The sequence below is a fragment of the Olleya namhaensis genome, assembly GCF_900114005.1.
Lineage (GTDB): Bacteria > Bacteroidota > Bacteroidia > Flavobacteriales > Flavobacteriaceae > Olleya > Olleya namhaensis.
The window spans coordinates 185,838-212,338 of sequence record NZ_FORM01000003.1; the positions used below are offsets into that span (position 1 = coordinate 185,838).

Consider the following 26,501-nt stretch of genomic DNA (forward strand, 5'->3'; position numbering starts at 1 on the left):
TGATTGTGTTTAGTGGGATATTTATATTATTAATTTAGTTTTTTTCTCTAGACACTTCGACTCCGCTCAATCTGACAAACAATACTTATCTATCTTGATGATATATCGGCTGCGCTCAGTGTGTCAATTACTAGTTATGTTTTTTGTTAAAAAGTATTGTTTCTCAAAAATCATATGATATTTTATTTACAGTTTATTTATGAATCCCAATACTATGGGTTTTATATACTATTTTTATTTCGTCTATAATTGTAACATCATCAATGGTTGATGGTATATTATACTGTTGCTCGTCTGCGATATTACGCAACAATTTACGAAGAATTTTTCCACTTCGTGTCTTTGGCAATCGGTTTACAACTAACACCTCTCTAAAAGAAGCGACTGCACCAATTTCTTGACGCACAGCCTGTATAATTTGGTTTTGAATCGCATCGTTATCTAAAGCTGTTTCTGTTTTTAAAACCACTAACCCTAATGGTTTTTGCCCCTTAAGCTCGCAATGGACACCAAATACAGCACATTCTGCTACCGATTTATGCGAGGACACAATTTCTTCCATTTCTGCAGTCGATAATCGGTGCCCCGCCACATTAATAACATCATCTACACGACCGGTTATAAATACATAACCATCTTCGTCTTTATAACCACCATCTCCTGAAAAATAATAGCCAGGAAAACGCTCTAAGTACCCAGATTTAAAACGCTCTGGATTCCCCCATAGGTTACTTAATGTTCCTGGAGGTAAAGGTAGTTTTACAGTAACGTAACCTTCTACACTAGACTGTACCTCTTCTCCTTCTTCATTTAAAATCTGGATATCATAACCACTTACAGGCAAACTTGCTGATCCTGGTTTTATCTCCTGTAGTCCTACACCGACCATATTAGAAATCATTGGCCAACCACTTTCTGTTTGCCACCAATGGTCAATTACTGGTACATTCAATTTTTCTTCAGCCCATTTTAAAGTAGCCACATCACAACGTTCTCCTGCCAAAAACTGATATTTTAAGCACGACAAATCAAAACGCTTTAACATATGCCCATTTGGGTCTTCTTTTCGTATTGCTCTAATAGCTGTAGGCGCTGTAAACATTGCTTTTACATTATGCTCGCTAATGACACGCCAAAATGTAGACGCATCTGGAGTTTTGATGGGTTTTCCTTCAAACAGAATGGATGTGTTTCGATTTAATAATGGTCCGTAAGCAATAAAACTATGTCCTACAACCCATCCAACATCACTTGCAGCCCAAAATGTTTCGCCTTCGTTTACGCCATAAATGTATTTCATAGCGAATTTTAAAGCGGTTGCATAACCACCTGTATCTCTTATAATTCCTTTTGGTGTGCCTGTTGTTCCTGATGTGTATAAAATATATGACGGGTGTGTAGACTCTATAGCAACAGCAGCAATGGAGGGCGATGCCTCTACTAAAGTTGTATAATCTATATCGTAGCTTTTCTTCGGAATCTCAACACCTAAGGCTCTATCAAAAACGATAACGTGTTCTGGTTTGTTTTTGGCTTTAGTGATGGCTTGATCTACAAATGGTTTATAAGGTATTATTTTCTGAATCTCTACTCCGTTGGATGCTGTTATAATTGCTTTTGGTTTACAATCGTCTATCCTGATAGCCAACTCATGTGGTGCAAAACCACCAAATACTACCGAATGTATTACGCCTATTCTAGCACAAGCTAACATAGCATATAACGCTTGCGGAATCATTGGCATGTAAATAATACATGTATCCCCTTTTTGCAATCCTAAACTTTGCAATCCACCTGCAAGTTTTGACACTTCGTGATGTAATTGATTAAAAGTAATATGTTGCTTTACATTAGTTACAGGAGAGTCGTAAATAATAGCATTCTGATCGCCAAAACCCTCCTTGATATGTTTATCAATACACAGATAACTTAAGTTAAGTTGCCCATCTTCAAACCATTGATCATAGTCATATTTATCCTTAGACAATATGGTTTTTGGCACTTTAAACCACTCCAATTGCATAGCTTGTTCTTGCCAAAATTGCGTTGGTTGGTCTATACTTTTTCTATAAAATTCTTGATAATACATAGCTAGGCTTTTTTAGAATTAAATAAGCCGAACCAGTTGGGATTAAGTACTTTTAATTTGACAAGTGCATAGATTATAAGCACAAAACAGAGTCCCAAAACAATTGAGAGCATTGGACTTGTATAGGTTTGACTTTCAAATTTAAACCTAAGATAAAGCGTAGCGATAATATAAATACTAATTATAATATCTGACGCTAATGGGTTGATGTGAAATTTCATGTCTTTAAACTTTAATTAAACTTAGTTTGTTTGCACACAAAACCAATTTTAAATAAACTTAAAAAACTGTTTTAAGTCACTAGTTCCAATATTTCTGAAACTATTTTTTTTACTGAAAAAGGTTTTGTTAAATACTTATCTGCTCCAAGTTTTAAACCTTTTTCAATATCTGAAGCTTTATTTTTTGCAGTTAAAAATACCACTTTGGTATCCTTTAAACTATCTGTATTTTTAATTTGCGTTAAGGTTTGAAAACCATCAACGTTTGGCATCATAATATCTAACAAAACCACGTTAGGAATATGATGTTTTAATATCTCTAAAGCCTCACTTCCATCTCTTGCAATAAACACTTCAAAACCTTGTTTTTTGAAAGTGTATTCTAACGACATGACAATATTTGGCTCGTCGTCAACAATTAAAATTTTCTTCTTCATACTTTACGACAACAATTTACTTAAAAGGTATGGTAAAAACAAGCGTTGCGCCATTTTTAACGTCTTTTTTTGCCCAAATTTTACCGTTATGCTTTTCTACAATTTGTTTTGTAATTGCTAAACCTAATCCACTGCCTTGTGGTTTGATGGTGTTTTGATGTTTTGACTGGTAAAATTTATCAAAAATAAACTTATGATCTTCTTCCGGAATCCCTTTACCATTGTCTGTTACAGAGATTTCTACCATTTGATTTCCTAGCTTATAATCTATTTCAATAACTCCTGTTTTTGGATTACAAAACTTGATGGCATTAGACAGTAAATTGGTTAATACCTGCAGAATACGATCCTCGTCATAGTTAGTACTAAACGCATGTGGGTTTTTATTAACTATTTTAACGTCTTTTTTAGCTGCAATCTGAGAAATACTACTAGTAGCTTTGTGTATTGTTTTCTGGATATCTTGATATTGTAAATCCAAGTGCAAACGTCCTGTCTCCAACTTTTCAAAATCAAGGATATTATGTATTAAGCGTCCTAAACGATCGGAATCTTGAAGGATATTTTTTAAAAACTGTGCCTTAATGTCTTGTGGCATATCATCGTCTTCATCCATTAACAACTCTGTTGCAGCTCTAATACCAGTAATTGGTGTTTTTAACTCATGCGCAACAGTGTCTAAAAATTCGTCTTTTTGCTTGTCTTTACTTATTAATTCATCATTAGCATCTTTTAACTTTGAAGATAGCTGAGATAATTCATTTGATTTTTCTATTAATACTTTATTACTGACGATATTTTCTTTAGACTCTTCTAAAATCTTTAAAACTTCGACTAAACTAATTTGCTCTTCCTTGACTACGCTGGCAATTAATATTTTGGCTGAAGCCGAACCAATACTTCCTGTTAACAATTTTTCTGAAAAATTAATTAATCTAGCATCCGCTAATTGTGTGTCTTGAGGTAATTTGTATTTAGTGAAGAATATAGTCAGCGCACGAGTGGCTCTTTTTTCACCTAAAAACCGAATTAATACACTTTTAATATCAGAGACGTAAGCTTCTCCTTTCCAAACCAACGCATTATCCTGAAGTGTCGTAAAGTTATTACTATCCACAAACATCTCAGCATAATTACGCTCTCTGTAATTTCCTTTTGAGGTTAATGAAAACACCGCATAACATAACATGTTAAAAGTAATACTCCAGAAAAAAGCATGCGCAGGCGGACTTAAAAAATCAATACCAAATAACGCATAAGGTTTTAAAGCTGAAATACCGAACAAACCAAGTTGCGTAAAATCATCCGTACCTGTGTAAGCTTGCAGTGTAAATGGTAACACTAATGTATACACCGCTATAAAAAAACCGACTAATATCCCTATAATTGCTGCTTTAGAAGCCCCTCGATTCCAATATAATCCTATAAAAAAGGAAGGCGCTAATTGCGAAATAATAACAAACGATATTAATCCAATAGAATACAACGATAATTCTTTTGAGAATAACACATAGAAAAAATAAGCTGTAATAATGATTGTGAATATAGAAATACGTCTAATATTCTTAATGTACTTAGAGTTTCGTTCTGGTTGGTTTTTTATAAACTTATCTAAAAACCCATAAGGAATAATCAAGTTATTACTCACCATAGTAGACAACGCCAAAGTGGACACAATAACCATTGATATTACGGCGGAAAAACCACCTAGAAAAACTAATGTTGCTAAAAACGAATTCCCATTTTCTAATGGCAATAATAACGAGTAATATTCTGCATTCTGAGTCGATCCAAACGTGATTTTACCTGCCCAAGCTATAAAAATAACAAACAGATTAAATAATAACAAATACAACGGGAACAACCAAATAGCCTTTTTAAGATGTTTTTCTCTGTTATTTTCCAAAACCGAAACCTGAAATTGTCTCGGTAATAAAAATATTGCCATAAAAGACAATCCTATTAAGAAAAACCAGTTAAAACCATCCTCCACACCACTAAGCGTGGTGAGTTGTTTAAAATTTTCAGTTTTTGAAATCTGATTATAAATATCTGTAGTCCCATCAAACAAGTAATAGGTCACATAAACGCCAATAGCCAAAAAGAATACTAGTTTTAAAACCGACTCAAAAGCCACAGTAGCAATAATTCCTTTATGTTTTTCGGAAGCATCCGCATTTTGTGTCCCGAAAAAAGTAGCGAATATCGCTAACAACAAAGCGACATAAAAAGTAGAATCGTCAATTACAGTTGTAGAAACATAACTAGTATCGTCAGACATAATCTCAAACGTTTCGGATACTGCTTTTAATTGTAATGAAATATACGGCAAGGTTCCAAACAAACAGACTATGGTTACTAACGCTCCAAGAAATCGACTATTTCCGTAACGTAGGGAAATAAAATCGGCAATAGTTGAAATTTTATGTTGTTTAGAAATCCTAATAATCTTCCGAAGCACAACAATCCACAAAGGCGCTGCTATAACTGGCCCTAAATAGATTGGTAAAAAATTAATTCCTGAATTTGCTGCAATACCAACACTTCCGTAATACGTCCATGCAGAGCAATACACCGCTAAAGACAGCGTATACACATAAGGATTGTTAACCCATTTGCTTTGTTTCTTTTTTTCACCAAGAAAAGCAATGTAAAATAACACCGCTAAATAAATTACAATTATGGCAATTAGTGCGTAGTTATTCATAGTGACGTTTTAATACGATATATGAAATAACGATAGATACTAACCAAATTGAAAATATTGAAAAATATAAGGTTGGAATACCAAAAATAGCGCCTTCAAAATTAAAGACTAAGATAAATGGGACATTAAAAATTAAACATAATGCTATTGATAATACAACTAGCTTTTGTTCGTGGCGTTTTTTCATTGGAAATTATTATCTAAATAGATTTATTGATTAGACTTCACCTAGCTCAGTCTGACATGATTTGAGCAACAGAATTTAGTTTATTCTACTAATATAAGAAATCAGCACTACATAAATGTAATGCTGATTTGCATACTAACTAAATTAAAATTAAGTTCTTTAATTTTTAGCGAAAGCTAAAAACGATTAAAGACCGAACTCAATGCCTTAATGATCTTGAGCTTCTCCAGCTCCTGAAGGGATTCTTATACTTTCAACCATATCTTGTACATTCTGAGGTGGCGCAGGTGTTAAGCGCGATACCACAAGTGATACAACAACATTTAAAATCATTGCTATAGTACCAAATCCTTCTGGAGATGTACCAAACCACCAATCTTCTTTTGTACCACCACCAAACATGTCGAGTTTAAATTTCATCATGTAGAATAACATTAAAACAATACCGACAACCATTCCTGAAATAGCACCTTCGCTATTCATACGCTTATCAAATATTCCTAAAATAATAGCTGGAAAAAAGGACGCTGCTGCTAGACCAAATGCTAGTGCGACGACCGCTGCGACAAATCCCGGCGGATTAATACCAAAGTACCCAGCAATTAAGATGGCTACAAAAATTGCTAATCTTGCGACTTTCAATTCGTCTTTATCAGAAATATCCGGCTTTAATTGTTTTTTAACTAAATCGTGAGACACAGATGTCGAAATTACTAACAACAATCCTGCTGCTGTAGATAGTGCTGCTGCCAATCCTCCGGCTGCCACTAATCCAATAACCCAATTGGGTAGGTTTGCAATCTCTGGATTTGCCAATACCATAATATCTCTATCCACATAAAGCTCGTTTGAAGCATCACTAACATTAGACACGATACGTTCTCCACTTGCACCTCTAGCATCCGTATATATTGGTTTTTTACTTGATAAAGCATCACCTGCAACATATTGGATTTTTCCATCTCCATTTTTATCAGACCACGCTATTAACCCAGTGTTTTCCCAGTTTTTAAACCATTCTGGAATTTCTTTATATTCTTTATTACTAACCGTTTCAATTAAATTAGTTCTTGAAAATACTGCAATTGCAGGTGCTGTTGTATATAAAATAGCAATTAAAAATAAGGCATAACCCGCAGATTTACGGGCATCTTTTACTTTTGGCACTGTAAAGAAACGTACAATTACGTGCGGTAATCCTGCAGTACCAGTCATTAATGCTAATGTAATTGCAAAAACATCCCAAGTAGATTTTGTTCCGCTGGTATACTCGTTAAATCCAAGTTCTGTATGTAATAAATCTAATTTATCTAATAGAAAGGCACCACCTTCAACCTTACCTCCCATTCCAATTTGAGGAATAATGTTTCCTGTCATTTGTAAAGAGATAAAAAATGCAGGCACCATAAAAGCGAAAATCAAGACACAATATTGTGCGACTTGTGTGTATGTGATTCCTTTCATTCCTCCTAATAACGCAAAAGTTAAAACAACCGTCATCCCAATGATAACACCTATATTAATATCTACTTGTAAAAATTGAGAAAATACAATACCTACACCACGCATTTGACCTGCAACATATGTAAATGATACAATTAACGCACAAATTACCGCTACTGTTCTTGCTGTGTTTGAGTAATATCTATCTCCAATAAAATCTGGCACTGTAAACTTACCAAATTTACGCAGGTAAGGTGCTAATAATAACGCTAACAGTACATAACCACCAGTCCATCCCATAAGATAAACTGAGCCATCATATCCTGAAAAGGAGATAATACCAGCCATACTAATAAAGGAGGCTGCACTCATCCAATCGGCTGCGGTAGCCATACCATTTGCTAACGGAGAAACACCTCCACCAGCAACATAAAACTCTTTAGTTGAGCCTGCTCGGGCCCAAATTGCTATTCCAAAATATAAGGCAAAAGTAATTCCTACTAATAACCATGTCCAAAATTGTACACTCATAATATCTTATTTTTTAAGTTATTAGTTTAGACTACTCGTCAAAACCGTATTTTTTATCTAATTTGTTCATTAATCTTACGTATACGAAAATTAAAATCACGAATACATATATAGATCCTTGTTGGGCAAACCAAAAACCGAGTTTAAAGCCTCCAAGTCTAAATTGATCTAACTCTTCTCTAAATAAAATGCCACATCCAAAGGATACCACAAACCATATGACAAGAAGTATTGCCAAATATTTAATATTTTCTTTCCAATACGCTGACGCGTGTTTTTGTTTATCACTCATAGTTGTTAGTTTTTATAGATAAATCATAGCTTGAAGCGAAATAGTATTTGCATCCAAAGCCCCAAATTCTTGGTTTTTATATTCTAAAGTTAATTTTGAATTATGTCCACTCATATAAGCGTTAACACCAACACCTAATATAGATCTGTCATCACCTACAGCATCATAACTATGCGTACCGTAACTTACATAAGGTTGAAATCTTGTTTTTGTAACATCGCCTTTAAAGACATAACCAACATGGCCATAAATCATACTTCCAGTACCATAAGCACTGTATAAGTAATCTTTACCGTAATCGCTATTTTGATAGACCGCATAAGCCGTTATTGCGCTTCCATTATCACCAAGTGGCGCATCATAAAAAGCATCTACTGCAAAGATTGAAACATCTTCACCTTCTAAGTTTGGTGTTAATGCTGTACCAGTATCAATCACAGATCCTTTTGGATGCAAGAAGAACCCTGCTCCAACATTAAAAATCTTTTTTCCTCCTAAATAACTTCCTACTTTGTACGGCAGAAAATTAGATTCTTGATCTAAGAAATTATAATCAAAATAACCTGCGTATGTTTTACCCGCATCTTTAGATCCTAAAGTAGCACGACCATTATAAACTGCGTCTCCACCAGCAACTGCTGTGCGACCGTCCAATGTTGATACCGCAGCGTCATTAATAGCGACACGATATTGAAGCTTATCAAATTTACCTTTTGCAAAAACACCTAAATGACGCGCAAATTGATCGGATAAACCAATGGTTGCCCAAGATTGACGGTTGTTATCCAACGTCATCATATTAAGTGTACTTTGATTATTTAGTCTTGAAATACCATTAAAATAATGTAAACCACCACCAACAGTATGGTCTTTACCTAAATTGTATTGTGCCCAAACATCATGAAAAAAGAGTTGAGAACCATCTCCTTTTCCCGTTGGACTTAATGTAGAACTTGTTAAACTGTTTAATCCAAAGTGTGTTACGATTAAAAAGTCTTTATTAATTTGTGCAAACATTAAAATACGAGCACGACGTAAATTAAAATTTAATTTACTGTTCTCGTTTCCGTTTGCATCAAATGTATCGTCTGTATTATAGTTAGCTTGGACTTGCGCCCAAGAAATAAGCCGAAGATATTTAGAACCATCTTCGTTAAACTTAAACTTAAGACCTCCATCATAATCGGGAGAGCCTTGAGCGGTCATTAATTGAAAGGACATTATAAAGAGTCCTGCCAATAATAGGGTTTGTTTTTTCATTGTTTAAAGGATTAATTAGTAGTTAATTGGTTTTGTGTGCACTACTAAGCTCTTAAAAACAATGTGTTAACAGAAAATTAATATATTTATCTGTTAATTTATTATACTAATCTTTAAAACGCTCCCATTTAATCAACATAAATTTATCCCCTAGTTCAGTAACAACAACACCTGCGCCTTTAATATTTTGAGCATTACTAAAATAAACACCCAGTTCTGTAGCGTTTAAAATCTTATAGGTTGGATGGTAATTAGAATTGTAAGGGCGTTTAATATTGTATTTTTTCACCCAATTCATGATACTGACGTGAGAGATACCTAAAATGCGTTCGATTTCTCGATAAGTCAATCCTTCTAAGTATAATTGCAGCGACTTGTTAACGTAGTAGTCATCTATCTTCTTACCTATCTTATTAACAGAGAAAAAATAGTTGCATTTTTTACACTTATAACGCTGTCTATCGTTAACAATTCCGCTTTTAATGTAATGGTCTGATCCACAATTGGGACATAAATCTACAGTCATGTATATTAATTTAGCATAAATATATCAATTTAGCAATAAAATAAAAGCCAAATTGTTAAATAATTAATTATTACCCTAAAAAAAAGCCCTAAAACCAACAATATCATTGATTTTTAGAGCTTATATTATTAAAATAGGAATACCTGTTTAAAATCAGCTATTAAAAAAAGCCTCCTCTTCTGTAGTTAATAATCTAGAATGAATTAAAAACCGAAGTCCTAAAGGGATTTCTAAAGAAAAGCTAGCACCACGACCTTCTGTTATGTCCACAGTAAGATGTGTGTGCTTCCAATATTCAAATTGATCTTGATTCATATAAAAATTAACGCCTTTTAGCGTCCCTAACAACACATCGCTTTCATCCAGATACATATCCCCTTTTTCAAAAACCATAGGCGCAGACCCGTCACAACACCCACCACTTTGATGAAAAATTAAATCGCCATGTTTTGCTTTTAGTTGTTCCAAAACCGTTATTGCTGCTTCTGTAATTGCTACTCTTTCCATAACTTAAATGTATTAAAAAAGGCGGAATTAACTAAACTCAGCCTTTTGTACTATTAATAAGACGTTTCTAAATAACTACTAAAAGAACCCTAACTTGTTTTTATCATAAGAGATTAACATGTTTTTAGTTTGACGATAGTAGTTTAGCATCATCACATGATTTTCTCTACCAAATCCAGATTTTTTATAACCTCCAAATGGTGCATGCGCAGGATACGCGTGGTAACAGTTTACCCAAACACGACCCGCTTTTATTGCACGCGGAATTTGATATAATTGGTGTGCATCTCTAGTCCAAACGCCTGCTCCAAGTCCGTAAAGCGTATCGTTAGCAATTTCAATCGCTTCAGCCTCATCTTTAAATTTAGTCACACAAGCTACCGGTCCAAAAATTTCTTCTTGGAAGACTCTCATTTTATTATGACCTTCTAATAAGGTTGGTTTTATGTAAAACCCATTTGCTAGATTACCACTTAGATTATTTGCAGATCCCCCGGATAATACTTTAGCACCTTCGTCTTTACCTATTTTAAAATACGATTGTATTTTCTCATGCTGATCTTTAGAAGCTTGTGCCCCAACCATTGTATTTACATCGTATGGGTTATCTTGTATAATGGCATTTGTGCGCGCCACAACGCGTTTCATAAACGCTTCATAGATATCTTCTTGAACCAATATTCTAGAAGGTGCAGTACAAACTTCTCCTTGATTAAAAGCAAATAATACGGCACCTTCAATAGCTTTATCTAAAAAGGCATCGTCATGATCCATAACAGAGTTAAAGAAAACATTTGGAGACTTACCACCTAATTCCATAGTTACAGGATTCAAGTTTTTAGAAGCATATTGCATAATTAATTGCCCTGTTGTTGTTTCCCCTGTAAAGGCTACTTTATCCACTTTCGCGCTTGACGCTAATGGTTTTCCGGCTTCTGGTCCAAAACCATGCACTATATTTATAACACCTGGAGGGAAGACATCTGCAATTTTCTCCATTAATAATGTTGCTGTAGAGGGTGTTTGTTCTGCAGGTTTTAAAACCACACAATTACCTGTTACTAATGCTGGCGGTAATTTCCAAGACAACATTAATAGCGGAAAATTCCATGGTATAATTTGACCAATAACACCTAAAGGCTCCTTAATATTCATGGATAATGTATTTTGATCTAACTCGGTTGCACTTCCTTCTTCAGATCTAATACACGCTGCAAAATAACGCCAATGGTCTATTGCTAAAGGGACATCTGCATTTAAAGTTTCACGGATAGGCTTACCATTATCGCAGGTTTCCATAACTGCAAACTCTTCTAAATTGGCTTCAATAATATCGGCTACTTTATTTAATAACGTGGCTCTCTCCGTTGCTGAGGTATTTCCCCAAGCTTCTTTGGCAGCATTGGCAGCATCTAAAGCCAGCTCGACATCCTCTTTCTGAGAACGCGGATATTTTGCTATTAAACTATTATCTATTGGAGAGGTGTTCTCAAAATATTGTCCACCTAAAGGTTCTACAAATTTACCGTTTATAAAATTGCCGTATTTCTCTTTAAATTCAGGTTTAGAATAACTCATGTAATTTCATGTTAAATTAGTAAATAGATAATTTATTAGTTTAAAAAATAGATTATCTTTAGTTTTGATAAAGTTATTTTATCATATTCTAATTCTATTGAACAGAATTATCATAATCTTGAACATATCTATTATTAACAAATTTATGTTCAAATTTTATTGTAGTATTGATTATGCAGTCCTTATTAAACAATCATAAAAGCAACAGAAAACTGACCACCTTAGTGGAAAACAGAACAACGTATAATGCAGATTATGCAGAGCTTAATATATATGAAACACACGCTTTCGCGGAAAAAGTCTCGTTGACGTTTAACTTCCCAATTATTGCAAGTATGTTAACTGGACAGAAAGTTATGCATTTAGATGGTTTTGACCCTTTTGATTTTTTTCCAGGTGAATCTGTAGTGATGCCAACCAATAAAGAAATGGTAATTGATTTTCCTATTGCCACAAAAGAACAACCAACACAATGTTTAGCCTTAGGCATTGATGCTTTTAAAATTGATGAGGTTGTAGAAAAATTTAACCAACAAGTGGCTATTGAAAATGAAAATAACAGTTGGGATTTAAATAAAACCACATCACACTTAATAAATAACACAGATGTTAATCATTTAATAGAACGCCTGACTTACACTTTTACAAACAATAATAAATCTAAGGATGTGTTGTTGGATTTAATGATTCAGGAATTAATTGTTAGGCTATTACAAACCAAAGCCAAGTCTTTAATTATTAATGATCCTAATCAGGTTTTTAACGACACTAGAATAGGCACCGTTATTAAATATATAAAAGACAACTTAACTGATAAAGATATTAGTGTTGATCTGCTGGCTAAAAAAGCTTACATGAGCACATCGCACTTCCATAAACAGTTTAAAAACACCTTAGGCATCTCTCCAATTGATTATATAAATTCTGAAAAGATTAAATTTTCTAAAAAGCTAATTAAAGAATCTAAAGATTTTAGAATGTCTGAAATTGCCTTTAAATCTGGTTTTAATAATACCAGTTACTTTAATAGACAATTTAAAAAAATGGAACTAATGACGCCTCAACAATTTAAGGCGTCCGTTAATAAAGCTTAAACTTGTTTTGCCTCTTTCATCCTCTTAAAATAATCTTTTGCTGCTTTTATTACTCTTGGCGATAAGATTAAAGTTGCTGTCATTGTCGGAATTGCCATTAATGCAAAAACACCATCAATTAAATTAATCATTAAAGCTAAAGATGTTGTTGCTCCTAAAATAATACTGACTATATAAAAGTAATTGTAGTAGTGTTTGTTTTTATCTCCTATTAAAAAGGATAAACATTTACTTCCGTAATAAGAATACGAAAACAGTGACGATACACTAAACACAACAATACATATTAACAATAGATACTTACCATAAAGTGGCATTGCACTACTAAATGCTTTTGCTGTTAAGCTAACTCCATTAGCATCTGTGGTTTCCCAAACACCAGTTACTAAAATAGCTAAAGCAGTAAGTGTACATACAATTAATGTATCTATCGCAGGTCCTAACATGGCTACTAAACCTTCGCGAATAGGCTCGTTAGTTTTTGCTGCACCATGCGCTAAAGGCGCTGTACCTATACCTGCTTCGTTTGAAAATGCACCACGTCGGATACCTAAAACTATCAATCCACCTAAAAGACCTCCTAAAAAAGCATCTCCTTTATAATTTTCTGCTGCAAAAGCATCTGTGAAAATCAATTTAAAATAAGTTGGCACGACTTCCGCATTAGCGAACAAAATAATAAGTATCAATACAAAATATAGTAATACCATACTAGGTACTAGTTTAGATGCCACCTTGCTTATTCGGTTTAACCCCCCTAAAATAACCACTGAAGTAATAGTTACTAATACCAATCCTATGATTAAATTTGAGGTAAAATTTACAGTAATTCCGTTAGGTTTTAAGACAATATCGTTGATGGCTTGCGTTAATTGATTGACATTAAAAACGGGTAATGCCCCTATTAATCCACAGGCGCTAAAAAACATAGCTAACGGTTTCCAGTTTTTACCTAATCCTTCCATTATAAAGTACATTGGACCACCTTGGGTATTACCTTCACTATCCTTACCACGATACATTATAGCTAAACTTGAGGTAAAAAACTTGGTAGACATCCCTACTATTGCACTAATCCACATCCAAAATACAGCGCCTGGTCCTCCAATAGAAATTGCCACTGCTACTCCTGCAATATTCCCCATACCAATGGTCGAGGATAACGCAGTTGTCAAGGCTTGAAAATGAGTGATTTCTCCAGTGTCTTCTGGGTTATCATACTTACCACGAAGGACTTGTATGGCATGTCCCAAATACCTAAATGGTAAAAATTTAGATAATATCAATAGATATAATCCACCTCCAATTAATAAAATTAGTAAAGGTAGACCCCAAACAAAAGAAGCAAAATCTCCAACCCACTCATTTATTTTATCGTACATATTATTCTAAAGTTTTAGACTTTAAATATAACTATTATCTTTACATGACTAACAAATATTACTACTTGAAACCAACCAGACTATTTTTTCTTGATGCTGTTAGAGCTTTTGCTATACTAATGATGCTACAAGGTCATTTTATAGATTCGCTTTTAAACCCGATTTATAGAGACACCTCTAATACGGTTTACAATGTATGGGCCTATTTTAGAGGGATTACCGCACCTACCTTTTTTACAATTACAGGATTAGTCTTTGTGTTTTTATTATTAAAAGCTAAAGAAAAAGGCACAGAACGCGAGCGAATTAAAAAAGGAATTAATCGCGGGCTATTGCTTATTATAATAGGTTATGCCTTACGATTCTCGTTTTTAAGCTTGATGTATGGTAAAGTTAACATGAATTTCCTACAAGTGGATGTCCTGCAATGCATAGGGTTATCGCTATTAATTTTAATCTTATTATATAAAATTAGTTTTAAAAACGAATGGGTTTTAGCACTACTCTTCTTAATTCTAGGGTGTAGCATTTTTGTTTCGGAACCGTTGTACCGTACTTTAAATCTAGCGGATGCACCAATCCTTTTTGTTAATTATATAAGCCAGCAAAATGGCTCTGTGTTTACTATTATTCCATGGTTTGGCTTTGTTGCTTTTGGTGGCTTTATTGCGGTATTATTTTTCAAGTTTGGACATAAAAACAACTACAAACCTTTAAAAATTATTGGTTTTCTGGTTGTTGGTTTGGCATCAATATTCTTTTCCAGTGCGGGTTTAAAACTTATAGATAATCTGTTTGATATTCCGTTATTTAATAAAAGTGCTAACTACAATTATTTGTTTAGTAGATTAGGTAATGTATTAGTGATCTTTGGCATATTCTACACTTTTGAAACGTACCTTAAACAAGCTATAATTACTAAAATAGGACAAAAAACATTGTCTATTTATGTGATTCATTTTATGATTATCTACGGTAGTTTTACGGGCTTAAGCTTAAAACACTTTTTATACAAGAGTTTAAATCCAACCCAAGCCATCCTTGGAGCGATAGTGTTTATAGTGGTTGTTTGCTTTATTTCATTTTATTACGTAAAAACCAATACTTATATTTACAATAAGATAAGACGCTTTTATAAAAAGCTAAAAACTAAATAAATGTTAAAGTGTATTATTATATCTAACCGATTAGTTAGTTTTGTTGTGTAATTAAAAATAATGGCTAGAAAAAAGCAATATATAGAGGAGGAAGTTGTTGACAAAGCAATGCAGTTGTTTTGGCGTAATGGCTACGAAAACACATCTATGCAGATGCTTGAAAAAGCAATGGGCATTAATAAGTTTTCCATCTACTCTAGCTTTGAAAGTAAACATGGTTTATTTTTAGAAAGCCTAAAACAATACAAAGCAAAAGTCAGTGTGACTTTAGAAAAGTTAAAAAACGGAACACAAGGTGTTGAAGACATCAAACAATTTTTTTACGATTCTGTAAGTTCTAGTTTTATAAGCGACAATATAAAAGGCTGTTTAGTAACAAATACGTATAATGAGTTTTCTGAAACTGAAGATGAATTAGTGAAAGCACAAATGACTGCTTTTATGGCTAATCTAAAAGATATTATTATCCAAAAGTTAGCATTGGATAGCAGTAAAGACGAAGCAACAATATTAAAACAAGCTAACTTTTTACTTTTAGCAAAGCACGGATTAGCTGCTGCGTCAAGGGTAAATACAAAACAAGAAATAGAAGATTATATAGAAATGATTTTTAAAACAATTTAAAATCATTTTTTTTAAACAATAACTAAACGAACGTTTAGAAAAATTAACAAACAATTAATAAAAATAATTATGACAACTTTAAAAATTCACAACATTGCCTCTGCTCCTGAACAAGCAAAACCATTATTAGAAAAGTCTCAAAAGGCTTACGGAATGATTCCTGGGTTACATGGCGTATTAGCTGGAGCACCTCAATTATTAGACGCATACCAACAATTACACGAGTTATTTACACAAACATCTTTTAATGAAGAAGAATTGACTGTGGTATGGCAAGCAATAAATGTTGAACACGGATGTCATTATTGTGTCCCTGCACACACAGGAATTGCAAAAATGATGAAAGTTGATGATGCAATCACAGAAGCTTTACGTAACGAAACAGCTTTAGAAAATCCTAAACTAGAAGCTTTACGCACAATGGCATTAACAATTGTTAGAAACCGTGGTAATGTAACGCAAGACGATTTAACTACTTTTTATGCTGCTGGATATGGTGAGCAACAAGTATTAGAAATTATTTTAGGGTTATCTCAAAAAGTAATTAGTAACTATACAAACCACATTGCCAACACACCTGTTGATGATGCTTTCAAAGCTTTTACTTGGAAAAAATAAGGTAATCCCTTTTATTACTAATAAATAGCTGTAAACCTTCTGTTACTTCTACAGAAGGTTTACTAATTTTATAAAAAACATATTATGATAAAAGTATCTGTAATGTACCCAAACGGTAAAGACGTCACGTTTGATTCTGATTACTACACTAACAGTCATTTACCAATGATTGTTAATGCACTTGGTGATGCCTTAAAAGGTTTAGAACTAGACTTAGGTATTGCTAGCAGAGTTCCGGGAGAGCCTGCTCCTTATGTCGCTATTGCACATTTAAAATTTGATGATGTTGCTGCTTTTCAAGCTGCTTTTGGACCTCATGCAAAAACGTTTGCTGATGATGTCAAAAATTATAGTAACGTTGAGGGACAACTTCAAATTAGTAACCTAGTAACTTTTTAATTATGACAAAAAAACTTAAAATAGATATCGTTTCTGACGTTGTATGTCCTTGGTGTACTATTGGATACAAACGCTTAGAAAAAGCAATAAAAGAACTTGGTGTTGAAGATCAAGTAGAAATAGAATGGCAACCGTTTGAGTTAAATCCAAACATGCCTGCCGAAGGTCAAAATGTAAACGAACATATTACAGAAAAATATGGCTCTACAATAGAACAACAAAATCAGTCCAAACAACACATGACGGAAGTTGGGGCGGAATTAGGGTTTACTTTCGATTATTTTGATGATATGCGTATGGTCAATACTTTTGACGCACACGTTTTATTAGAATATGCTAAAGGTTTTGGTAAGCAAACAGAACTAAAAATGACACTTACTAAAGCGTTTTTTAGTGATCGAAAAGATGTCTCTAAACATGATGTTTTAAGAGCTGCATTGTTAGAAATTGGTTTAGATGCTGACGAAGCTTTAGCTAAATTAGACAATGAAGACGCACGCTTAGAAGTAAGAACAAAACAAGACTATTGGAAAAACATGGGCGTAAATTCTGTGCCAACTATTGTTTTTAATAGAAAAAGTGCAGTTACAGGCGCACAACCTGTGGATACCTTTAAACAAGTGCTTTCAGAATTAATCGCTGAACAATAATATTTAATTATAAAATCACAATACTATGGATACCACAAAAAACACAGGTACTTTAGATGCCTTATTAGATGTTAAGCGTCAAGACGGTGCTTCAAAATTTACTGAGGAGAAAAAGAAAATTTACGCTGATGGTATTGCTAGTGTTTCCGATTCAGGAATCCTAGATACCGCTTTAAACGTTGGTGATAAAGCACTAGACTTTTCATTAAAAAATCAACTAAATCAGACCGTATCTTTATATGATCAATTAAAAGATGGTCCTGTTGTGTTAACATGGTATAGAGGTGGTTGGTGCCCGTATTGTAATATTACTTTACACTATTTACAAGATAAATTACCTGAAATTAAAACTGCAGGTGCTACACTTTTGGCATTAACACCAGAATTACCGGACAACTCATTAAATACTTCTGAAAAAAACAATTTAGAATTTTCTGTATTAAGTGATGTTGGTAATGTTATTGGTAAAAATTATGGTGTTGTATTTGAATTAACCCCAGAAGTAGCCACTATTTATAATAATGGTTTTGGTTTAAATGAAAAAAATGGAGACGCTAGTAACCAATTACCACTAGCAGCAACCTACGTTATAGATACAAATGGAATTATACAATATGCGTTTTTAGATGCTGATTATACCAAACGTGCAGAAGTTTCTGAAATAGTAACTGCATTAAAAAAACAATAGTTATGAATAGCTTAACCAGACCTAAAGTTTTGTTTTTTGATGTAAACGAAACCTTATTAGATTTGACGATAATGAAAAAACAAGTCGGTGACGCTTTAGGCGGAAACGAAGCGTTGTTATCATTATGGTTTACTACAATGCTACAGTATTCATTAGTGGTATCTGCTAGTGGGCGTTATGAGCCTTTTGGACATATTGGTGCTGCTGCATTACAAATGGTAGCTGCCAATCAGGATATTACTATTCCAGAAGACAAAGCACGAGATATTATTGTAAATGCGATGCAAAATTTACCACCACATCCAGAAGTTAAAGAAGCCTTAGCTGAATTAAAAAAAGAAGGTTATACTTTAGTTGCATTAACTAACTCTAATAAAGAAAGCTTAAAAAACAAATTTGAAAACGTTGGTTTAACTTCTTATTTTGACGCGCTATTAAGCATTGAATCTGTGGGAAAATTTAAACCTTTTACAGATGTTTATAATTGGGCTTCAACAAAAATGAATGTAAAACCAGAAGAGTGTATGCTTATTGCTGCACATGGTTGGGATGTTGCAGGCGCACTTTGGGCGGGCTGGAGAGCTGCTTTTGTAAGTCGTCCAGGACAGCAAACATTTCCGTTAGCTCCACAAACAGAAATAAACGAACCAGACTTAAATAAAATAGCTGATATTCTTATTTCTTATAAATAAGGATATCAGCTATTATTAAACTTAAATAATTAAGTCTTATTTCAAATAGGCTAAAACATTAGCTTCAATACGTTCTTGTATGTTAGATACCTCTGCTTTTACAAAAGGTTCCCCCATAATATTTTCGTATAATTCAATATAGCGTTCTGATACCGTTTCAATATACGCATCAGACATAACAGGTACAGTTTGCCCTTCTAAACCTTGAAAATTATTAGCAATTAACCATTGTCTTACAAACTCTTTAGACAGTTGTTTTTGTGCTTCGTTATTATCCTGACGCTCTTGGTAACCTTCTGCATAAAAATAACGAGAAGAATCTGGCGTATGGATTTCGTCAATTAAAACAATTTTTCCGTCTTTAGTTTTACCAAATTCATATTTAGTATCTACTAAAATTAATCCTCGTGAAGCAGCTATTTCAGTACCTCTTTGGAATAATTTACGTGTATAATCTTCTAAAACAATATAGTCGGCTTCACTAACAATTCCTTTTTTCAAAATCTCTTCTCTAGAGATATCTTCATCATGATCACCCATTTCTGCTTTAGTTGCAGGCGTAATAATAGGCTCAGGAAACTTATCGTTTTCCTTCATCCCTTCTGGCATTGCAACGCCACAAAGCATACGTTTTCCGGCTTTATACTCGCGTGCAGCATGACCAGACATGTAACCACGTATTACCATTTCTACTTTAAAAGGCTCGCATAAATGCCCAACAGCAACGTTTGGATCCGGAGTACCCGTTAACCAGTTTGGCACCAAATCTTCAGTCGCTTTCATCATGCTAGTCGCAATCTGATTAAGGATTTGTCCTTTATACGGAATTCCTTTTGGCATTACCACATCAAACGCACTAAGTCTATCTGTTGCAATCATGACCAATTCTTCGTCATTAATATTATAAACTGCTCTAACTTTTCCTTTGTAAAGGCTTTTCTGATTCGGGAAGTTAAAATTGGTATCTATTATTGTATTACTCATTACTTAATCTGGTAATTTATTTATTTTATATTTTTTAAAAATCTAATCTACATTCTCGATGTTCTTGTATGCTTCAATAATTTTCTTAACTAATTTATGACGTACAACATCTTTATCATCAAGAAAAACCATTCCAACACCTTCTACCCCTTTTAAAATAAGCAACGCTTCTTTTAAACCAGAAATGGTACGACGTGGTAAATCTATCTGTCCTGGATCACCGGTTAGCAAAAACTTAGCATTTTTACCCATTCTGGTTAAAAACATCTTCATTTGTGCATGTGTTGTGTTTTGACCTTCGTCCAAAATAACAAATGCGTTATCCAATGTACGTCCACGCATAAATGCTAATGGTGCAATTTGTATGGTTCCGTTATCTATATAATGTGCTAATTTTTCCGCAGGTATCATATCTCGCAAAGCATCATAAATAGGCTGCATGTAAGGGTCTAATTTTTCTTGCAAATCTCCTGGCAAAAACCCTAAATTTTCTCCTGCTTCTACTGCAGGTCTAGTTAATATGATACGTTTAACTTCTTTATTTTTTAAGGCTTTAACAGCTAATGCAACACCTGTATATGTTTTTCCTGTACCGGCTGGTCCAATAGCAAAAACCATATCGTTTTTACGCATCAGCTCCACCATTTTACGTTGGTTGGCTGTAATAGCTTTAATTGGTTTTCCGTTAGCACCATGTACTAAAACTTCTCCACTTTTTTCTGAAGTCTTATAATCGTCACTACTTTGACTGGTTAATACACGTTCAATAACGTTTTCATCAATAGCATTATATTTAGAAAAATGCTTAATCAACATAGTCATTCTACGATCAAATTCTTCTAAAAGCTCCGCATCACCAATGGCTTTAATTTTGCTTCCGCGCGCAATTATTTTAAGTTTTGGAAAGTATTTTTTTAAAAGTGTTATGTTCTCGTTTCCTGTTCCAAAAAACTCTTTTGGAGAGATCTCCTCTAGTTCAATAATTATTTCTTTCAAAAGCGTGGATTTATTAAATTAGTCTGTACAATTTTATTAGTTTTGTGTATCTAACAAACTTACACAATTTTTGTGTGTTTAAGGTTAAAAAAATATCAACAATACTACATGCCAATTATAACGCTTACCACAGATTTTGGAGAGAAAGATCACTTTGCTGGCGCAATAAAAGGAGCTATTTATAGTGAATTACCTGAAGTAAGAATTGTTGATATCTCTCATTCTGTCTCACCATTTAATAGTGCAGAAGCTGCATACATTATTCAAAATGCATACAGTAGCTTTCCAAAAGGAACTATTCATGTTATTGGAATTGATTCAGAAATAAACCCTGAAAACAAACATATTGCTGTAGAATTGGACGAGCATTATTTTATCTGTGCAAACAATGGAATAATGAGTATGATTGCCAATGAAATTGCACCTTCTAAATTAGTCGAAATTAATATACACGACAAGATAGAAACTAGTTTTCCGGTATTAGATGTTTTTGTAAAAGTGGCCTGTCATATTGCGCGAGGTGGTACATTAGAAGTTATTGGAAAAGCGATTAGCAATATAAAGCCAATTAAAAACTTAGTCCCTTACGTTAATGAGGAACAAACCCAAATTATTGGAAGTATTATATATATTGACAATTACGGTAATGTAGTGACTAATATTAGAAAAAACTTTTTTGAAACACTTCAAAAAGGACGCCCTTATGAGGTCTCTGCTAGAAACTATAAGTTTAAAAAAATACAAAATAAATATAGTGATATTGTTAATTTTGAAACGCCCGAAGACAAACGTAATGACGAAGGACGTGGTCTGGTGGTTTTTAACAGCTCTAACTACCTAGAAATAGCAATCTATAAAAGCAACAACCAAACCGTTGGTAGCGCAAGTAGCTTAATGGGATTAGGAATAAGAGATACTGTTACTATTAATTTTTTTAAAGAGTAATTATTTCGCTTAAGCGGAAATTGAAAAAGGTAAAAATCATGTTTGTAAGAATTGTAAAATTAAGTTTTGCTGAAGAAAATATTGACACCTTTTTAGCTAATTTTGAAATCATAAAGTTTAAAATAAGAAACTTTGAAGGCAACCAATTATTAGAATTGTATCGCGACAAACACAATAGTAATGTGTTTTTTACGTATAGTTATTGGGATGCTGAGAGCGACTTAGAAAACTACCGAAACTCTGAACTATTTAAAGGTATTTGGGCAAAGACAAAACCGTTGTTTAATGCCAAACCTGAAGCTTGGAGTGTTGATAAGTTAGCATCACTTAAGTAATAAATAATACAAAAACCAAGAAAAAGCATGCTAGCCATACTTAAAAAAGAAATAAATTCATTTTTCGCTTCGCCAATAGGCTATTTAGTGATTGCTATATTTTTGCTATTAAACGGTCTCTTTTTATGGGTGTTTAAAGGCGAATTTAATATACTAGACAATGGATTTGCAGATTTGTCTCCGTTTTTTTTGTTAGCGCCTTGGATTTTAATATTCTTGATTCCTGCGGTAACCATGCGTAGTTTTAGTGACGAGAAAAAACAAGGAACATTAGAGTTACTTTTAACTAAACCTATTAGCACATTACAGTTAGTATTAGGCAAATACTTTGGTGCTTTTGTATTAATAATTATCGCATTATTACCAACAATATTATACGTCTATACAGTATACCAATTGGGAAATCCAACAGGAAATATAGATTTTGGAAGCACTTTAGGGTCTTATTTTGGACTGTTATTTTTAGTGGCTGCTTACACTGCTATTGGTGTATTTGCATCTACATTATCCGATAATCAAATTGTAGCCTTTATTGTTGCCGTATTTTTATGCTTATTCTTTTTTATTGGTTTTGAAGGGATTGCAGATGTGGCTTCCAGTAATATGATTGAGCAATTGGGGATGAATGCGCATTATAAAAGTATGAGTCGTGGTGTTTTGGATACTAGAGATATTATTTACTTTTTAAGTGTAACTATACTGTTTATTGCGCTAACCAAATTCAATATCAAAAAACAATAATATGGTTATTACTATTACTTTAATTATATCGTTTGTTGTTGTTTTTGTTTTGGCTTGGTTATTTATAAAAACCATTGGAGATAATAAATGGGTAAGCTTACTTATTACTTTAATTGCGACACCTCTACTCTATTTTTATATGTTTTACCCTTTAGTAAATATCTTTTCTAGCTACCATCATCAAAAATATTTTAACGCTGAAAACTGGGCAGAATACCCTGAACTGCGTTTTGAAATGATGGACCAGCTAAATAAAGACAATCTGTTAATTGGAAAAACTAAAGCACAGATAATTACGGATTTTGGTACTGCAGAATGGTTTGGTTGGGATGATAGCATCAAAGCCAACTCTAAAGACCAATGGAACTATAATATGGGCTTTAAACCAGGTGCTTTTAATAATCAACAAGAGTGTGTCGAGTTTAAATTTAAAAACGATACCATAGTTGCTGTTAAAACCTATAAACTTGAGAAAAAATTTGAATAAACTTATCAAAAATATCGCACTTATAGTCGTTGGTTTAATACTACTAAACGTACTCTCACAGACTGTTTATAAACGCTTCGATTTAACTACAGATCAACGTTATACGCTTAATCCTTCCGCTTTAGCGATATTAGACAAAGCTGACGCACCCATTGTAATTGATGTCTTTTTAGAAGGGGAAGCATTTCCTTCAGAGTTTAGAAAACTACAATTAGAGACCAGACAATTATTGGAAGAGTTTAAGGCTTATAACAACAATATCAGTTTCAGTTTTATTAATCCTATTGAAAATGATGCAACTCGTGATCAAACCATTCAGCAATTAAATGATCGTGGACTAACACCAATGCAATTAAATGTAAAGGAAAACGGAAAATCTAGTCAAGCCGTTATATTTCCTTGGGCATTAGCCAGTTTTAATAATACAACCGTAAAAATTCCTTTAGTAAAAAACACCATTGGAGCAACGCAACAACAATTAGTTACAAATTCTGTACAACAATTAGAATACGCCTTTGCTGATGGGATTAGTAAATTAGTTAATCCTAAACGTCGTAAAATAGCAGTTTTAAAAGGTAACGGACAACTAGAAAACAAATACATTGCGGATTATGTAAAATCTATTAGAGACTACTATTTTATTGCCCCTTTTACGTTAGATAGCGTTGCTAATCAGGCGGAAAACACCTTGAAAAAACTTCAGGAATACGATTTAATTATTTCGGCTAAGCCAACAGAAGCTTTTACAGAGAAAGAAAAATTTGTTTTAGATCAATATACCATGAATGGCGGAAAAAGCCTATGGTTGCTAGAACAAGTCGCTATGGACAAGGATAGCCTTTACAACGACTTAGGTAAAAATGTGGCCATCCCAATGGATTTAAAATTAACTGATTTTTTCTTTAAATATGGCGTACGTATTAATCCATTAATTGTAAGCTCTATGTACTCTGCTCCTATTACTTTAGCCTCTGGTGAAGGTAGTGATAGCCAGTTTCAAAGTTACCCTTGGACGTATTCTCCGCTTGCAAAAGGAAACACGAAGCATCCAATTGTAAATAATTTAGACTTTTTAAAGTTTGACTTTGCAAATCCAATGGATGTTTTAAAAAGTAGCACTAAGAAAACTATATTGCTACAAAGTGCACCTTTAAGCAAACTAGAAGGGACTCCAAGAGAAATAAGCTTGGATATGGTAAACGACCAATTAGATCCTAAAAGCTTTAATAAAGGTCCGCAAACGCTTGCTGTTTTGCTAGAAGGCACCTTTACATCTGTTTATAATAATAGAGTAAAACCGGTAAATCTACCAAATACCAAAAATGAAAGTGTACCAACCAAAATGGTCGTGATTAGTGATGGTGATATTATTAAAAATGAAGTAGGCAGAACTGGCCCAGAAGAGCTTGGTTTTGATAAATATACAGGGCAGACTTTTGGGAATAAAGAATTTTTAATAAATGTGGCTAATTATCTTTTAGACGACACTGGACTTATAAACATTAGGTCTAAAGAAATTGCGGTTGCCTTTTTAAATCCTGAAAAAATAAGTGCCGAAAAAACAAAATGGCAACTCTTAAACATCTTATTACCATTGGTTTTATTAGGTGTTTTTGGATTTGCATTTAACTACTTAAGAAAGAAAAAATACGCTAAGTAAGTGTTGATAAGTTTGTTTCTTAATTTAAGACATTAACAATATATTTGTAAGACCAATTATTAATAGTATTAATTTCCATATATAGATGAAATTTATTGTATCAAGTACTTACTTACTAAAACAATTACAGGTTTTAGGAGGTGTTATTAACAGCTCGAATACACTGCCAATTTTGGATAATTTTTTATTCGAATTAGACGGAACAAAACTAACCGTATCTGCAAGTGATTTAGAAACAACTATGTCTTCAGTATTAGATGTAGAAAGTGATAACGAAGGTAGCGTTGCTATTCCTGCACGTTTACTTTTAGATACTTTAAAAACGTTTCCAGAACAACCGTTAACGTTTGTAATTGAAGAAAACAATACAGTAGAGATTAGCTCTAATCATGGTAAATACGCTTTAGCTTATGCGGATGGTAACGAGTTTCCAAAAGCAATTAGCCTAGAGGATCCAAGTAATACAAAAATGCCGGGTCATATTTTAGCAACTGCAATTAACAAAACTATTTTTGCTGCTGGTAATGATGATTTAAGACCTGTAATGAGTGGTGTTTTCTTTCAGTTTTCTACTGAAGGTTTAACGTTTGTAGCTACAGATGCTCATAAATTGGTAAAGTATACTAGAGCTGATGTACAAGCGTCTCAGGTTGCAGAATTTATTATGCCTAAAAAACCTTTAAACTTATTAAAAGGAATTTTAGGAGCAAGCGACGAAGAAATCACTATCGAGTATAATGATTCTAATGCGAAATTTACTTTTGAAAACACAGTATTAATCTGTCGTCTAATTGATGGTAAATATCCAAACTACGAAGCTGTAATACCAAAAGAGAATCCAAATAAATTAACAATAGACAGAACTCAATTTTTAAACTCTGTACGTCGTGTTAGTATTTTCTCTAACAAAACAACGCACCAAATTAGATTAAAGATTGCTGGAGCAGAATTAAATATATCTGCAGAAGATATTGACTACTCTAACAAAGCTGAAGAGCGTTTGACTTGCGATTACCAAGGAGATGACATGCAAATTGGATTTAACTCGCGTTTTTTAACAGAGATGTTAAACAATCTAGGATCTAACGATGTACAATTAGAATTAAGTATGCCAAACAGAGCAGGTATCTTAACGCCTATTGACGATTTAGAAGAAGGAGAACATGTTACAATGTTAGTTATGCCAGTTATGTTAAATAGCTAATAACTACCGCTTAAATAATATTAAAAAAGGCAACTCTAACGAGTTGCTTTTTTTTTGACAAATAACC

The 26,501-nt window shown here is 33.4% G+C and carries 27 protein-coding genes; 14 read left to right on the forward strand and 13 right to left on the reverse strand.

Annotation, left to right across the window (positions count from 1 at the left end; all coding sequences use genetic code 11):
- Nucleotides 1–193: 193 nt before the first annotated feature.
- From BMZ09_RS06460 to BMZ09_RS06510, 10 genes are all read right to left on the reverse strand, one after another.
- Complete coding sequence (locus BMZ09_RS06460; protein ID WP_090838685.1) at nucleotides 194–2,089, reverse strand: acetate--CoA ligase; 1,896 nt, start codon at nucleotides 2,087–2,089, stop codon at nucleotides 194–196.
- Between the two features lie 292 nt (nucleotides 2,090–2,381).
- Complete coding sequence (locus tag BMZ09_RS06470; RefSeq protein ID WP_028283086.1) at nucleotides 2,382–2,747, reverse strand: response regulator transcription factor; 366 nt, start codon at nucleotides 2,745–2,747, stop codon at nucleotides 2,382–2,384.
- Nucleotides 2,748–2,763: 16 nt separating this feature from the next.
- The gene (locus tag BMZ09_RS06475; protein WP_090838689.1) at nucleotides 2,764–5,454 is read right to left on the reverse strand and encodes a sensor histidine kinase; all 2,691 of its coding nucleotides are present in this window, start codon (nucleotides 5,452–5,454) and stop codon (nucleotides 2,764–2,766) included.
- Nucleotides 5,447–5,641, reverse strand: a complete 195-nt coding sequence (locus BMZ09_RS06480; RefSeq protein WP_090838691.1) for a hypothetical protein — start codon at nucleotides 5,639–5,641, stop codon at nucleotides 5,447–5,449. Before BMZ09_RS06480 ends, BMZ09_RS06475 begins: the two co-directional genes overlap by 8 nt.
- A gap of 207 nt (nucleotides 5,642–5,848) precedes the next feature.
- On the reverse strand, nucleotides 5,849–7,615 hold the full coding sequence (locus BMZ09_RS06485) for a sodium:solute symporter family protein (protein ID WP_090838693.1): 1,767 nt from the start codon (nucleotides 7,613–7,615) through the stop codon (nucleotides 5,849–5,851).
- A 31-nt stretch (nucleotides 7,616–7,646) separates the two neighbouring features.
- Entirely contained in the window at nucleotides 7,647–7,907 is a 261-nt protein-coding gene (locus BMZ09_RS06490) for a DUF4212 domain-containing protein (protein ID WP_090838695.1), read from the reverse strand.
- A 12-nt stretch (nucleotides 7,908–7,919) separates the two neighbouring features.
- Nucleotides 7,920–9,167 carry a hypothetical protein gene (locus BMZ09_RS06495; protein WP_090838696.1) on the reverse strand — a complete coding sequence of 416 codons (1,248 nt, stop codon included), beginning with the start codon at nucleotides 9,165–9,167 and terminating at the stop codon, nucleotides 7,920–7,922.
- 106 nt (nucleotides 9,168–9,273) lie between these two features.
- Entirely contained in the window at nucleotides 9,274–9,693 is a 420-nt protein-coding gene (locus BMZ09_RS06500; RefSeq protein ID WP_090838698.1) for a transposase-like zinc-binding domain-containing protein, read from the reverse strand.
- Between the two features lie 153 nt (nucleotides 9,694–9,846).
- On the reverse strand, nucleotides 9,847–10,200 hold the full coding sequence (locus tag BMZ09_RS06505; protein ID WP_090838700.1) for a DUF779 domain-containing protein: 354 nt from the start codon (nucleotides 10,198–10,200) through the stop codon (nucleotides 9,847–9,849).
- Between the two features lie 78 nt (nucleotides 10,201–10,278).
- Entirely contained in the window at nucleotides 10,279–11,778 is a 1,500-nt protein-coding gene (locus BMZ09_RS06510; protein ID WP_090838702.1) for an aldehyde dehydrogenase family protein, read from the reverse strand.
- A gap of 173 nt (nucleotides 11,779–11,951) precedes the next feature.
- Between BMZ09_RS06510 and BMZ09_RS06515 the strand changes: the two genes are divergently transcribed.
- Nucleotides 11,952–12,872, forward strand: coding sequence for an AraC family transcriptional regulator (locus BMZ09_RS06515; protein ID WP_090838704.1), 921 nt, complete (start codon nucleotides 11,952–11,954; stop codon nucleotides 12,870–12,872).
- On the opposite strand, the gene BMZ09_RS06520 is transcribed toward BMZ09_RS06515, so the two are convergent.
- Nucleotides 12,869–14,254 carry an alanine/glycine:cation symporter family protein gene (locus BMZ09_RS06520; protein ID WP_090838706.1) on the reverse strand — a complete coding sequence of 462 codons (1,386 nt, stop codon included), beginning with the start codon at nucleotides 14,252–14,254 and terminating at the stop codon, nucleotides 12,869–12,871. The two genes, BMZ09_RS06515 and BMZ09_RS06520, sit on opposite strands and share 4 nt — an antisense overlap.
- A gap of 65 nt (nucleotides 14,255–14,319) precedes the next feature.
- Here BMZ09_RS06520 and BMZ09_RS06525 point away from each other — a divergent pair, with 65 nt between their 5' ends.
- The 7 genes from BMZ09_RS06525 to BMZ09_RS06555 all read left to right on the forward strand — a co-directional run bounded on the left by BMZ09_RS06525 (nucleotide 14,320) and on the right by BMZ09_RS06555 (nucleotide 19,082).
- Nucleotides 14,320–15,411: a heparan-alpha-glucosaminide N-acetyltransferase domain-containing protein gene (locus tag BMZ09_RS06525; RefSeq protein WP_090838950.1), complete on the forward strand. Its 1,092-nt coding sequence runs from the start codon at nucleotides 14,320–14,322 to the stop codon at nucleotides 15,409–15,411.
- Between the two features lie 60 nt (nucleotides 15,412–15,471).
- A complete protein-coding gene (locus BMZ09_RS06530) occupies nucleotides 15,472–16,035 on the forward strand; it encodes a TetR/AcrR family transcriptional regulator (RefSeq protein ID WP_090838708.1) in 564 nt (187 codons plus the stop codon).
- A 69-nt stretch (nucleotides 16,036–16,104) separates the two neighbouring features.
- On the forward strand, nucleotides 16,105–16,653 hold the full coding sequence (locus BMZ09_RS06535) for a carboxymuconolactone decarboxylase family protein (protein ID WP_090838710.1): 549 nt from the start codon (nucleotides 16,105–16,107) through the stop codon (nucleotides 16,651–16,653).
- An 84-nt stretch (nucleotides 16,654–16,737) separates the two neighbouring features.
- Nucleotides 16,738–17,052, forward strand: coding sequence for an EthD family reductase (locus BMZ09_RS06540; RefSeq protein ID WP_090838712.1), 315 nt, complete (start codon nucleotides 16,738–16,740; stop codon nucleotides 17,050–17,052).
- Nucleotides 17,053–17,054: 2 nt separating this feature from the next.
- Nucleotides 17,055–17,702, forward strand: coding sequence for a DsbA family oxidoreductase (locus tag BMZ09_RS06545; RefSeq protein ID WP_090838714.1), 648 nt, complete (start codon nucleotides 17,055–17,057; stop codon nucleotides 17,700–17,702).
- Nucleotides 17,703–17,727: 25 nt separating this feature from the next.
- The gene (locus BMZ09_RS06550) at nucleotides 17,728–18,390 is read left to right on the forward strand and encodes a peroxiredoxin-like family protein (protein WP_090838716.1); all 663 of its coding nucleotides are present in this window, start codon (nucleotides 17,728–17,730) and stop codon (nucleotides 18,388–18,390) included.
- 2 nt (nucleotides 18,391–18,392) lie between these two features.
- A complete protein-coding gene (locus BMZ09_RS06555) occupies nucleotides 18,393–19,082 on the forward strand; it encodes a haloacid dehalogenase type II (RefSeq protein ID WP_090838718.1) in 690 nt (229 codons plus the stop codon).
- A 36-nt stretch (nucleotides 19,083–19,118) separates the two neighbouring features.
- On the opposite strand, the gene BMZ09_RS06560 is transcribed toward BMZ09_RS06555, so the two are convergent.
- Both BMZ09_RS06560 and BMZ09_RS06565 read right to left on the reverse strand, forming a co-directional pair.
- Nucleotides 19,119–20,066, reverse strand: coding sequence for a phosphoribosylaminoimidazolesuccinocarboxamide synthase (locus BMZ09_RS06560; protein WP_090838720.1), 948 nt, complete (start codon nucleotides 20,064–20,066; stop codon nucleotides 19,119–19,121).
- Between the two features lie 42 nt (nucleotides 20,067–20,108).
- Nucleotides 20,109–21,062, reverse strand: a complete 954-nt coding sequence (locus tag BMZ09_RS06565; protein ID WP_090838722.1) for a PhoH family protein — start codon at nucleotides 21,060–21,062, stop codon at nucleotides 20,109–20,111.
- Between the two features lie 108 nt (nucleotides 21,063–21,170).
- Between BMZ09_RS06565 and BMZ09_RS06570 the strand changes: the two genes are divergently transcribed.
- From BMZ09_RS06570 to dnaN, 6 genes are all read left to right on the forward strand, one after another.
- A complete protein-coding gene (locus BMZ09_RS06570) occupies nucleotides 21,171–22,007 on the forward strand; it encodes an SAM hydrolase/SAM-dependent halogenase family protein (protein ID WP_090838724.1) in 837 nt (278 codons plus the stop codon).
- A gap of 38 nt (nucleotides 22,008–22,045) precedes the next feature.
- Nucleotides 22,046–22,342 carry a putative quinol monooxygenase gene (locus BMZ09_RS06575; protein ID WP_090838727.1) on the forward strand — a complete coding sequence of 99 codons (297 nt, stop codon included), beginning with the start codon at nucleotides 22,046–22,048 and terminating at the stop codon, nucleotides 22,340–22,342.
- A gap of 27 nt (nucleotides 22,343–22,369) precedes the next feature.
- Nucleotides 22,370–23,083 (forward strand): gliding motility-associated ABC transporter permease subunit GldF, encoded by a 714-nt coding sequence (gldF, locus tag BMZ09_RS06580; protein ID WP_090838729.1) that lies wholly within the window; start codon nucleotides 22,370–22,372, stop codon nucleotides 23,081–23,083.
- 1 nt (nucleotide 23,084) lies between these two features.
- Entirely contained in the window at nucleotides 23,085–23,570 is a 486-nt protein-coding gene (locus BMZ09_RS06585; protein WP_090838731.1) for a hypothetical protein, read from the forward strand.
- Entirely contained in the window at nucleotides 23,563–25,230 is a 1,668-nt protein-coding gene (gene gldG / locus BMZ09_RS06590; protein WP_090838951.1) for a gliding motility-associated ABC transporter substrate-binding protein GldG, read from the forward strand. The genes BMZ09_RS06585 and gldG overlap by 8 nt, the downstream gene beginning before the upstream one ends.
- A gap of 85 nt (nucleotides 25,231–25,315) precedes the next feature.
- Nucleotides 25,316–26,434, forward strand: coding sequence for a DNA polymerase III subunit beta (gene dnaN, locus BMZ09_RS06595; protein ID WP_090838733.1), 1,119 nt, complete (start codon nucleotides 25,316–25,318; stop codon nucleotides 26,432–26,434).
- Nucleotides 26,435–26,501 lie beyond the last annotated feature (67 nt).